This is a genomic window from Spiroplasma endosymbiont of Stenodema calcarata (genome assembly GCF_964031205.1).
In the GTDB taxonomy this organism is placed as follows: domain Bacteria; phylum Bacillota_I; class Bacilli_A; order Mycoplasmatales; family Mycoplasmataceae; genus Spiroplasma.
On sequence record NZ_OZ035018.1, the window covers coordinates 1,319,047 to 1,331,757 of the forward strand.

12 protein-coding genes are annotated in these 12,711 nt (G+C 23.7%); 11 read left to right on the forward strand and 1 reads right to left on the reverse strand.

Annotated elements, in window-relative coordinates:
- Positions 1 to 35 precede the first annotated feature (35 nt).
- The 11 genes from ACQH24_RS07135 to ACQH24_RS07185 all read left to right on the forward strand — a co-directional run bounded on the left by ACQH24_RS07135 (position 36) and on the right by ACQH24_RS07185 (position 12,119).
- On the forward strand, positions 36 to 218 hold the full coding sequence (locus ACQH24_RS07135) for a hypothetical protein (protein ID WP_425379873.1): 183 nt from the start codon (positions 36 to 38) through the stop codon (positions 216 to 218).
- 199 nt (positions 219 to 417) lie between these two features.
- Positions 418 to 1,674 carry a DNA cytosine methyltransferase gene (locus ACQH24_RS07140; protein WP_425379874.1) on the forward strand — a complete coding sequence of 419 codons (1,257 nt, stop codon included), beginning with the start codon at positions 418 to 420 and terminating at the stop codon, positions 1,672 to 1,674.
- 2 nt (positions 1,675 to 1,676) lie between these two features.
- Positions 1,677 to 1,868 carry a hypothetical protein gene (locus tag ACQH24_RS07145; RefSeq protein WP_425379875.1) on the forward strand — a complete coding sequence of 64 codons (192 nt, stop codon included), beginning with the start codon at positions 1,677 to 1,679 and terminating at the stop codon, positions 1,866 to 1,868.
- A 129-nt stretch (positions 1,869 to 1,997) separates the two neighbouring features.
- Complete coding sequence (locus ACQH24_RS07150; RefSeq protein WP_047797199.1) at positions 1,998 to 2,288, forward strand: Mbov_0395 family pilin-like conjugal transfer protein; 291 nt, start codon at positions 1,998 to 2,000, stop codon at positions 2,286 to 2,288.
- Between the two features lie 30 nt (positions 2,289 to 2,318).
- A complete protein-coding gene (locus ACQH24_RS07155; protein ID WP_425379876.1) occupies positions 2,319 to 4,001 on the forward strand; it encodes an Mbov_0396 family ICE element transmembrane protein in 1,683 nt (560 codons plus the stop codon).
- A 64-nt stretch (positions 4,002 to 4,065) separates the two neighbouring features.
- Entirely contained in the window at positions 4,066 to 4,641 is a 576-nt protein-coding gene (locus ACQH24_RS07160; RefSeq protein ID WP_425379877.1) for a hypothetical protein, read from the forward strand.
- A gap of 146 nt (positions 4,642 to 4,787) precedes the next feature.
- Positions 4,788 to 5,141 carry a S1 RNA-binding domain-containing protein gene (locus ACQH24_RS07165; RefSeq protein ID WP_425379878.1) on the forward strand — a complete coding sequence of 118 codons (354 nt, stop codon included), beginning with the start codon at positions 4,788 to 4,790 and terminating at the stop codon, positions 5,139 to 5,141.
- A gap of 1,038 nt (positions 5,142 to 6,179) precedes the next feature.
- Positions 6,180 to 6,452: a hypothetical protein gene (locus tag ACQH24_RS07170; protein WP_425379879.1), complete on the forward strand. Its 273-nt coding sequence runs from the start codon at positions 6,180 to 6,182 to the stop codon at positions 6,450 to 6,452.
- Positions 6,453 to 6,560: 108 nt separating this feature from the next.
- The gene (locus tag ACQH24_RS07175; RefSeq protein ID WP_425379880.1) at positions 6,561 to 7,169 is read left to right on the forward strand and encodes a hypothetical protein; all 609 of its coding nucleotides are present in this window, start codon (positions 6,561 to 6,563) and stop codon (positions 7,167 to 7,169) included.
- A 1,106-nt stretch (positions 7,170 to 8,275) separates the two neighbouring features.
- Complete coding sequence (locus tag ACQH24_RS07180; RefSeq protein WP_425379881.1) at positions 8,276 to 11,704, forward strand: Mbov_0399 family ICE element protein; 3,429 nt, start codon at positions 8,276 to 8,278, stop codon at positions 11,702 to 11,704.
- Positions 11,705 to 11,903: 199 nt separating this feature from the next.
- The gene (locus tag ACQH24_RS07185) at positions 11,904 to 12,119 is read left to right on the forward strand and encodes a hypothetical protein (RefSeq protein WP_425379882.1); all 216 of its coding nucleotides are present in this window, start codon (positions 11,904 to 11,906) and stop codon (positions 12,117 to 12,119) included.
- A 204-nt stretch (positions 12,120 to 12,323) separates the two neighbouring features.
- Here ACQH24_RS07185 and ACQH24_RS07190 read toward each other — a convergent pair whose 3' ends face one another.
- Positions 12,324 to 12,605: a hypothetical protein gene (locus ACQH24_RS07190; protein ID WP_425379883.1), complete on the reverse strand. Its 282-nt coding sequence runs from the start codon at positions 12,603 to 12,605 to the stop codon at positions 12,324 to 12,326.
- Positions 12,606 to 12,711 lie beyond the last annotated feature (106 nt).

Here is a 12,711-nt window from a genome sequence, read left to right on the forward strand (position 1 = left end):
AATTAAGATTATTTTTTAATTGCTTATCAATTATAATGTGTGTTTTAACAACTACATTTTTAATTTTGTGTAGAGAATGAATAAATGATGGTTTGGGTTTTGTTGCATATGTTATGTTTTGTATTTTTGATATTATTTTTAGTTTAACACTTATATGAAATATTAGTTGTTCAATTTGAGAACTAATTGAAAATAAAAAAGAAAAACAACATAAATAATTAAAATAACACAAAACAAGATAATTAATATCTTGTTTTTTAGAAAGAGGTGCAGCAATGATTAATTGCCCATTTTGTAAATATATTCATAATATTTATAATGAAAACAATATTAATATTTTAATTTTTTGTTCTTATAGGTATCCCAATCCATGAATCGTTTTAGATAAAAGAAAAATTAGAAGAATGATTGTTTATTATGCTTAAAGTAATTGAATTATTTGCTGGGATTGGCAGTCAAAGAAAAGCATTAGAAAAGATTGGAATTAACCACAAAGTAATTGCTTTTTGTGATAATGATAAATACGCTGAAAAATCATATCGAGCAATTTTTAATGATTATGAAACCCCTAATTTAGGTGATATTACTAAATTAGAAACTTTACCGTATGCTGATTTAATAACTTGATCATTTCCATGCCAAGACATATCAAATGCCAATAATAATGGCCAAGGATTAAATGGTAAAAGAAGTGGTTTGGCTTACAAAGTTGTTGATTTAATAAGCACAATGGCAATAAAACCGCAATATCTTTTAATGGAAAATGTACCAAATTTATTAAGTAAAAAGTTTTTTGTTGGATTTCAAAATCTACAAAATCAACTTAATAAATTAGGATATCATAACCAATATTTTACAATGAATGCCAAGGATTATGGAATTCCCCAAAATAGAAAACGATTATTTATGATTTCAACATTAAAACAAGATTTTAAATTTCAATATCCCCAACCTTGTAATTTAAAATTTTTAGTAAAAGATATTTTAGAAAACAATGTAAATGAAAAATATTTTATTAGACAAGAATCAATGAAAAAAGCAATTGAAAATAATAAACTTAAAATCATTCAACAATGTTCTTATACAATTACAACAAAACAAATGCGATGAGGAAACGCAGGAATTATTGCAATTCCTAATGATATAAAAAAACTTAATGATGGAAAATTAATGATTAATCTGAGAAATTATAATCAAGTTAATATTTTTAATGATATAACAAAAAATAATCTTATTCCAACCATTACAACAGGACACGGGAGACCACCACAAATTGCATTGCCAATTAAGGACTATGGTAATTTTATTGTTTTACCACGAGCAAAAGATGGTTTGCTAATTAATGGATCATATAATCGGTTTTGAAAAACAGAAAATAATTATATGGGAACAATCGCAGCAAGTAATGTCAATAAAATTATGATTGATAATAAAAGACAACAACAAGATAGTAGTAAAATACTATCTTTTTTAATTGATGAAAAAGAATACTTTTTACGAGTATTAACTCCACGAGAATGTTGATTATTAATGGGATTTAGTAATAAAGACTTTGATAAAGCAAGCAAAGTTGTTTCAGAAACCCAACTTTATAAACAAGCTGGTAATAGCATTGTTGTTGATGTGTTAGAAAAAATATTTATAGCAATATTTCAAATAGAAAGGAAAAATTAAAGATGAAAAATAAGAGAAAAGTTTGGTGAAAATGACTTTTATATCCTTTAACAATTATTATTGGAATTTTGTTGCTATTAATTTCCCCTATTTTATTTTTAATTGCCCTTGGAATTGATTGTGATTTTATGATTGGTGATTTATTATTGCATTTATTTTACTTACCTTTCGAAAGGAAAGAAAAAAATGACTAAGAAAAACAATATTAAAAATTACTTTAATAATCAACAGCAATATTATCAAAAAAAGAAAAATATTTATAATCAAAAAAGAAACAAATTAAGTAAAAGCAAATTTTTAAAATAACAAAGGAGGACGAAAATATGAAATCAAACAACACAGCAGATTTTAGTGGAATAATGGATGTTGTTATATTATGAAGTAATGTTGTTTTGGGGGTATTTATGGGTTTAGCGGTTATTTTTGCAATTTGAAAATTAATTATTATTTTAATTTCAATAATGCGAAATGCTGATAATCCCGAAGCGAGAGGAAATGATTTAAGTGCTTTAAAATGACCGATCATAGCAATTATTATAATTTTAGTTGTAATTGCTGTTATGAATGTTATTTTACAAGTTATTAAAACATATAACCCTAGCATTGGAACATAGTTGATAAAAAATGAAAGGAAGTGAAAAATTATGATAGTTAATGCACTGTATAAACTAATATGATCAATTTTTGTACAAGGGCCATTGCAATTAATCGCATCATTTAACACCGTCCTAAATTATTTAACAGGAGGTGTGGTTGGTGATTTAATGTTTGGATCAAAACAAGAATTTAGTTTTCAAAATATCCCAATGGCATTCTGATATTTTGTCATTACGGCTTTGTGTTTATTTTCTTTAATATTTACAATTACTATGATTAAAATTTTGTTTCAAGATGCCACCGAGACAAAAACAAAATTTATTGTTGCTTTACAAAATGGTAGTAAAGCATTTGTTTTTATCTTTTTAATTCCAATCTTTTTCTTTTTGGCTAATTTTGCAATCGCCAACATTGCCAAAATGATTACATCGGGATTTGGTGGTGAAAACGGAAATATTGCAAACTATCTATACAATATCGGAAATACCAATTGAGATGGTAGTGGTGATAATATACCAAACAATTATGCTTATCCTGATAATATTGGTGATTTTAATATGATTGCCGAAGTTTTTGGAGTGTGATTTATGCTATTTGCAATGTTTATGATTGGAATTGCATTGGTACAAAAAATAATTGAACTGTTTTTCTTATTTATTATTTCGCCATGAGTAATGGTGATTATGACAATTGATAATGGTAAAGGAGCATTTATTTGAAAAGATATGGTAATTGCAAAATTTCTAGCATCAACCGCTACTTTAACAGGATATTTTATTTTTATGACAACAATCCAAACAATTTTAAGCACTAATTTAGCAGGATTAGGCATTGAGGGGATTGGAAAATCATTGTTTGTTATTCTGTTTATGTGCGGTGGTGGCTTGGCAGTAATGGCGTTTTCAGATGTTGTTGCCAACTTAATTGGTGAAGCAGCTGGTGTTCGCGAAGGAATGAGTTCAATGAAATCAACTGTTGCTGGTGGAATGATGGCAATGGGAGCTGGAAAAATAGCAGGAAAAGCATTTGGATTTGCCAAAAGTAAAAGAGCCAAACGAGCAATGGCAATGGGTGATTCTGGAATGGCAGATAAAACCATGAATGCGATGGGTTCTGGTGGTGGTGATTGAGTGGATAGTGAAACAGCAAGCAGTCAATCTCACCAAGAAAAACCCCTTGATTTTCGCCATTTTTGACACGCGACTGAGGGAATGAGTTCGCGTGCTGGGATTGTTGGCTTAGCAGGCTTTGGACTTGGAGTCACAACGCTTGCAACAAGTAAACTAGTGGGAGCAGCTCGCGGTGGTGGAGCAAAAGGATTCTTCCGCCAAATTGGAACTGGGATTGCAACACCATTCAAAGCAATTGGTAAAAGATTTAATCCACAATTGGCAAATAGTGGTAATGAAACTAATAATTTAAAAACAACAAAATCTAGCGATTGAAAATCTGAGTCTTTAAATAAAAAACTAGGGAAAGTAAACAAAATAAAAACAACAACAGAAAAAGCAAAAATGAATATGCTGAATAAATTAATTACCAACGGAACAACAATAAAAGAAAGAATTAAAAATAAAAAATATTTAAGTTTAAGAACTTTAATACCAAAAATAAATGAGAAGCAAATAAATATTAATGATACTATTGATAAACATAGTAAAACCCAAAATACTCGACAGAAAAAATGAGATGAAAAAGCGGCCAAAAAAGCAGAAAAGAAAAAGTCATAATTTAAAAAACACCTGACAAAAATAAGAAATGCGGTATAATGTAAATAAAAAGGAGTGATAAATCATGGGATTATGACGATTATTAGGTGGCGAAATCAACTGAGAACGTGTTGCCAAAATGCAAGACAGAGGTCTTGCAACTGAAATTCACGGTGCAATTATTAACTCACGAGGGGGGGGAACTAATAATATCCCTCTAAGCATTGATAGATTAAATGATGATGACAAAAATAATGTTATGTGAGTATTAGAAAAGTTTGGTCGTCAAGTCCCTGATTTAAAAAGGTATCCATTTTTATCAAAATCATATCTTGATCCTTATGAAGATTTAAAACAAAAACATAATGCAGTACAACAACCAAAATGAGATCAAGCATGAGAATGATATGACGCCTACAAAAGCGGAGCAATTCCTTTTCTCGAATATCGGATTCAAATCCGCGAAAAAGAATTGGAAGAAGATGAAAGTAAATTAAAACAAATTAAATCAAGAGAAAAACTTACTAGAGATGCAAAATATTTGCTTAAAGCTTATGAAAGAGATATTCCTGCACAACGAGCAGAAATTGCTAAATTAAAAAGTGAATTGGAATCTCTGAAAGCAAAAAAAAACTCAAAAACAACAGCAAACGCAACCTAATTTAACCCTTGAAAATGAAAATTTACGCTTAAAAAAAGAAATTTTAGAAATGGAACTAAAATTAAAAGAAGCAAATAAACAAAGATAAAATGTATCAAATATTAACTTATCAAAATTTAATTTAGAAAAGGAGATATATTTTATTTATGTATGAAAAAAGAAATAAAATTAATGTTAAAATAACAAATATTACTCCGTATGGTGCTTTTTGTAGAGCAGAAAGAGCTGATGGTTTAATCCATATTAGTGAAGTTTCAGATTACTTTGTTAAAGATATTAAAGATTTTTTTGATGTTGGTGATGAAATTGAAGTTGAGGTACTTGATTTTGATTCAGTTAGGAAACATCTTAAATTAAGTTATAAAAAGTGTCACCCTGAACTATTAAAAAATGAGTATAAAGAAATTCAAAAAATAAAAGCAACCTTCCAAAACTTAAACAATGCACAAAATAAAACAGACAATATTGAAAATATTAGTAAAACAACTGAAAACGAATAAACTAGTAAAAATAATTAAATGTAAAGGGAGGAAAATATGTTAGAAATTTGTTGTCCTGGTAGAATTAAACAATAAGAGAATAAGAAAAAATATAAAAAGTAAAGGAGTTAAATTAATAAATGAATTATTTTGAAAATAAAAAAACAATTCCTAGATTTATTAAAAATAAAATTACTTTTATTAAAGTAATTTCGTTTTTTCAAATATTATTTTCTTTATTTTTATTCTTGTTTTTATCTTTCATATTATTTTTATATTATAACATTGATTATAAAAACAAAATTTTTAAATTAAATACAAATATTAATTTTATTTTTAATAAGATTGTTAAATCCCTTGAAATAGAATTAATTCCCTATCCATTTTTATTAATTTTTTTATTAATAATCTTTTTTCTTGTATTTATATATGGTTGTTTTAATTTAACAATGATAAAAAAACAAGCAAAAAAATATAAATTATGATTAAAAAATGATGAAAATACTATTCCAGAATTTATATATAGTGTATATAAAAAAAGTATTGTATATAAAATTATTGCTAATTGATTTTGCAGTTTTTCTTATATAGTTGGTGTAATTACATTGTCTATATTGATATGATTACAATATCAGTATATTAATAATGAAAATATTTTTTATTTAGGTTTTTGAAAAATAGGAACAATAAAAAATTTGCAAACAGAAATAATAATAACTAGTTCATTAATATTATTATTTTTTGTTTTGCATTGTTTTTGTTTTATTCACTTTAAAAAAACTAAAACACAAATAATAAGTTATTGAGGAACAGATATCTTATCATTAGAAGAAAAAAAATATTTAAAAAGAAAAACAAATTGAATTTGTTTTATTATAATTGCTATATTATTAACAATTACATTATTTTCTATTTATATTTTTATTAAAAAATTAAAGATAAAAAATAATAAAAAATTATTACCTTAATAAAAATTAAATATACATTAAAAATAAACAGAAATTAAAGTAAAATTACTGTTTTTTTATTTTGCCAAAATAGAAAGGAATACAAAAATGGATGAAAAAAATAATTAGTTTGTTGGTAATATTTTCTTTGTTTTGTGCAAACACAATGACATTAATTAGTTGTAGAAATATTGCTAATAACAAATCCCCACATTTACAACCACCTAATTCCGATAATAAATTAAAAATTGATTCAAAAACAAATATTGATTTAGAAAAAATATACTTGCCCCACCCTGTTTTAATGCAACAGCGAGGTTATAAAGGAACTTTCTTTAATCAATATAAAAAAGATATAATCAAAAATTTAACAGATGCTTTTTAAAGCAAAGCAGATAATAATTTAACAATTAAATTTAAAACAGAATTTAGTACTTATCAACAATTACAAAATTATTTAAAAATAGAACAACAAAATTACTGACAAAATTTATTGAATAATATTTGTCAACAATACCAAGATAATTTAAAGCAACTTATTTTATTGTTTTATAATTTTGTTGCTAATATTTGAAATAAAACAAATATCAGTGAAATTTTAAAGAAAATAGAAATAAAAAATGCGATTGATGGTGATAATAATGTCTTAGGACAAACAAATAATCACCAAACTATTTTGCTAAACAAAAAGGTTTTATCTTGTGCGTTTGAAAAAACAATAAATAGTGAATGACACAAAGGACAATTTACAACCAATAATTTTCTGCATATTTTAATCCATGAATTAGGACATATCTTTTATTTTTATGATTGAGAAACATTTAAAATCAATCATATTTTTTATTTAAAGCAATTTTTAGGACAGAAAATTAATAACTTAAATAAATTCGCAGAATTAGACAAAGAAAAAGTGTTAAAGATATTTGCAAACAGCAATTATGGATTGAGTGATGATGACGAGTTATTGGCAGAGGGATTTGCATATTGGTTATTAACAAAACAAAGTATGCAAACAAAAATATGAGCATTTTGAAACGAATACTTTACAAGTTATTTACCACAAATAAGAAATAAAAAAGAAAGGAAGTGTAAATGATGTTAAATACAATAATTGGTATGATGGGAACAATTGCCATAATCGGCTTGTTTGGTTGTTTATGGAAGTTTCTTGGTATTAAATTGAAAAAAATGAAAAAACAAATTGAGTTAACAAAATACAAAAAAACTTGCCGAATAATATTATATGTTAGTATAAGTTGTTTTGTGTTATTTTTGTTGGTAATTGGATTATGGTTTGGATTAATATATCCAACTTTGAAATAAATTGAAAAAAATATTCATATTTTTAATACTTTGTTTTAGAATTGGCAATTTTTTAACTGGGATATATTTTTTCTTAACAAATTCAATATATTTAATTAAAAATTACAATACGAGTGAATGATTAATTTGATTTGTTATTATGCCAATTCATTTAATACTTTTTTATTTCATAGATTTTATTTTATATAAAATAAGAAATTTTATAAAATAAATTTCTTTGTTTTGGAATTATTTTTATTTAAAAATCAAATAATTTTTATTAAAGTAAATGAAAATAAAAAAATTGGAATTTGCATAATGGGCGATATTTTTGAATATAATAATAAATTTAAACCACCCCCCCTCTTTATCTGTTGTTGCTTTTAGTATTAATGAAAAAATAAATAAAGTTAAATACATTAAAAAAGTTAGAAAAACATTTTTAATGTATGTTATCTGATAGTTATTCATTCACTTTTTTAATTTATTTTCTTTTTTTAATTACAATAGATAAAAAAAGAAAGAACTAATTTATATAAAAATATTAAAAACATCGACCATAAAAAAGTATTTATAATTACCATTATTAAACTTTCTTTTTCGTATTTTAATATAAAAAATATTTAAAAGCAATTTATAAAATATTTTTAAAACAGAAAGGAGGTTATATAATGTTATCTATTTATTAGTTTCATTTCACATTTTTTGGATTATAAGTTTTATTACATTTATTTTATTTACTGAAAAGAAAATAAGAATAAGTGTAAAAAAATATATATTGTGGTACTTCTTTTATGGTTTTTTGTATTAATATTTCATATTATTTTGCAATTTCTTTTCATTATATATTATATTTTAATATTTCAATAAAAATTGTTTTTTTAAATAGAAAGGAGGTTATATCCTGTGAAAAAGATTATATTATCATGTTTATTAACATCGTTGATTGGTGTAAGTGAACCACTTATTGTCAAATCATCTATCAATGATAATTTTTTGTTTCTAAAACAAGAACAAGTTATCAGTAAAAATGCAAAGAAAAGTTTTAATCCAACAGCACCAAGTTTTACAAAAAATATTAATTGAAATGATGATATTGATGTCGAAACGGGTGGAACTTGGGGTGGTGATTATACACAGAAAGTAGAATCATCATATTATTATGTTAATATATTGGATTATGCTAGTAGTTGAAATGATTTTAAAAATAAATATAAACAGATTAAAATTGATTTTGAGGGTTATGTTGCTCACAATCAGGCGGCTACGGCAAATTATAATGCTTATCACTATATCAATCTAAATCAAATAAGTAGCACGGCAAAAACATCGCGACTTTTTTATCACTATCAAGGTTATACTCAAAATGAAGAGTGAGGTTGAGCAGATGTAAGATATCAATTAGAAAATAATCAAATCAAAATCGATTTTCTAGTTTATGCACGTGCAAAAAACGGATGAAATTCAATGAATACCTGAGCTAAAACATGATTAAAAGTTAATGAACTAATTTTTAATACAAGTTTTAGTTTTAATGATATGAAAAGTAATTTAACAAGAGAATTAAATAAAGAAATTAATTATTATTCTAATATTAATAATAATCCACAAAGTTCTTATAATTGAAACCAAATTAAGACACAAATGGATCATAAAATAAAAAAAGCACTAAATGATAATAATGATATTCAAGGATGAATTGAATTTTTAAACCCAAATTATCAGTTAGAAAAAAGAATTAATGGTTATTTTATAAAAACATTAATTAACATTCACAATAATCAAAGTAGTAATTATGAAATGTGAGAATTTAAAACACCACTAAATTTTGATAGTGATTATAATATTGCTAATGCTAAAAATAGAATCGAAAACGAATTAAGACAAACAATTATTTATCAAAGTGATACATCAACCAATATTTTAGATGAAAATAATTGAGATGCAATTAAAACTATCTTAGATAATAAAATATTTAGTGTTTTAATCAAAAACGGAAACATAATGGAATGAAAAAAAATTATCAATCCTAATTATGCCTTAATAACAGAAAATAATAATTATTATCTTAAAACAAGTTTTAATATTTTTAATTATTTAACAGAACAATGAGAAAATTGAGTTTTTAAAACAAAACTCAATTTTTCATTAAGTGCAAAATATTGAAAAAGTAAATTACAAGAACGAATTTTAATAACACCAGGAAAAATTAGTGATGAAAATGGTGTTGCAATGATTAATGATATTGAAGAAGTTATTAATAACGGTGAAGGAAAAGAAAATAAATACAATAAAGGAATAATAAAATATCATACAACAACATTTTTTCAATACATTGAACCAAAGGAAAATAACAATGATCCCGATTATGATATTGTCAAAATAAATGGGATTAATTTAAACGCTGTTAATGGTTTATACACATATACTTTTGATGATAAAGAAAAAGTTAATAAATATGAAATTGAAATTATCCACCGACCAAACCCTAAAATTGACGGAGATGTTGGTGGTAATTTTAAGTTAACTATTTTAATTGAAACAATTACCCCATCATTACAATTAAAATTAATGGGATGAGGGCCAAAAAATATCGACTATGAAAAACTAACAAGTGAATTTATCAAAGATCCCAGTAATGAAAATAAAACAATTAAAAACCCTAATTATGATCAAGAAATTAATAAAGAAACAGGGACAAAAAAACAATTAATATGAGTTCGCCATCAATCTAACACTCCATTTCCGTTAGATCCAGTTGACAGAGATGGAAATTTAATAAAAAGTAGCAATATTAATGATTATGATATTGGTTATTTAGCAGAAGCAAGTGCAGTTGGAGCAGGATTTGAAAACTTTTACAACAATGACAACATCGAAAAAGTTATTCGTTATTTATCGAATGAAAATTTAGAGACTAAATTTGAAAATGGTTATAAATTAGAAAAAAACAAAACTGGTGATGTTAATACTAGTGCTGGGTGATTTCATTTTATTATTCAACAAAAACGCTTTAATGATTTAAACGGAAATACACAAACACCATTTTATCAACACAAATTCATTTATGTTGATAAAAATAAAAGTTCAAATTATGGATATTTTTTAAATTCAGTTAATAACCAAAATGCTAGTGATTTTTGAAATACAACACAAGGAAAACATTTAAAAAATTATATGATTAACTATAAAAAGTGAAATTCAGATAATGATTTATTAAAATTAACTTATGAGGCGGTTTTATCATATTGACGAGATTATGTTTCAGATATTCGTAATCATTTAGCGGTTAATGAAAGCATCAATAATTTTAAGTCATTAAATGATTTAAATATTAGTGCTTTGAAAATGAATGCCAAAGATATGAAAACTATTAGAAATAAAATTGAAAACTTTGTTTGAAAAGAAATAAATAAACTTAGTTTATTAGCAACAATAAATAAAGATTATATTATTCAAATATATAAAAATAACCAATGACAGAAATTAACTGATGATGATTTAAACCAATTAATAACTAATCAGCAAGAACAAACAAAAGAAATAATGCTAAAAATCAAAGCACTAAATACATCAATGTTGTTAATTGGTGAAACAAACCAATTTAAAGTTATTAATAACTTAAATTATGATGAAAATAAAGTAATTGATTTAAGTAAAATTAAATATCAAAATCAAGAATATAATTTTAAATATAAAACAAAAGATGATATTTTAAATAATTATATTATGGAATATATTAAGCAAGGTTTTAAAATTAATAAATTAGATGAAATCTTGAAACAAGATATTGATTATCAAATATCATTACAAGGATTAAATGGCAAAAACATTAATATTAATGATAATGAATTACAGGAATTTATGAAAAAGATTCAAGAAAATAAATATAGTGAGTTAAAAATTACTATTTATGCTTTGGATAATAGTTTAAAAGCAGTTGGGAATGTTTCATATAAATTAATAAACAATCCAATAACAGAAAATGCCCCCAACAAACCAAATGAAATTCCCCCAACAGAGGGAATAATACCTAACACTCCTAATAATCCAAATGGAAATAACGAAAATAATGGGAATGAAGAGAATAATAATCCAAATAAACCAGAAAAACCAAACAAACAACCAGATCCTAACAAACATAATAAAAATAATGAAAGTGGTTGAAAAAAGTTTTTTAAAAAACCAGCTAATTTATTTTTTATGACTTTGATTAGTTGTGGCATAGTTGGTGGTTTTATAACTTGAATTATCATTAAAAATCAATTAAATAAAAAAATTGGGGGCAAAAAGTTGAAAAAAATAAAAGCGATAACGAAGGAAAAAAACAGATAAAATATTGGTTTATTTTTTCTTTATTTAAATCCCCTTATTACGCATTTTAAGGGGCAAATTAGCAATGAAAGTTATATTATTTATAAAAAATATTTATTATATTATCATCCCCTTATAAATAATTATTTTAAATATGAAAATAGTTTTTAAAATGGCATTTAAAATGCCGTTTTTTATTTTAAAAAAAGAGGTGCAAAATATGAAAAATAAAAAAATGAAAAAGCTTTTAAATTTATATAAATTTAAAACAATTTTTTTAAGTAGTAACAAGGAAACAAATTATAAAATTAAAGAAAAAGGTTTTTTTATTGGTAAACCAATAAATATTAATAATTTAGTTTTTGATTGGAAAATAAAAATGGATGAGAATGATAGAAATAAAGACTTAGCGGTTATTAAATTTAAATACAAATAGATTTTTGTGATAGTAAATGACTAATTTAAAAGGGAGTGATAAAAAATGAGTAAAAAAAAGAAAACAAAAAACGATAAAAATATCTGAACTAAAATAAAAAACAAAAACAAAATTAAGTTTGATTTTGTTTTTGGGATTTTTATTTTAATACAAATAACATTAACAATAATGTTTATAATTTTATTTAATTAATTTTAATAACTTTTATTCTATTTTTTCTATATTCTTTTTTATCCTATATTTAAAAATAAAAAATAAAATAGTTATTAAATATATAGGATAAATTAAATTATCTCCTATGTATATTGTAAATATTTTTATTCAAATAATTTTAAATAAAAAAGTATTATTTGTTAATAACATTATTTTTTGAGTAATAAGAAAAACAAAATCAAATGAAATAAAAAAACAAATTCATATTACTATTTTTGAAAGATAAATATTTTTAATATATTCTAATTTTAAGTATTTTTCTTTTAAATCCATTTTATTTTTTCCTTCATTTTATAATAAATAATGACATAACTAAAATATAATATAAAACAAAAATATTTTCAAACTATTTTAAAAATATTAAATAAAACTATATTAT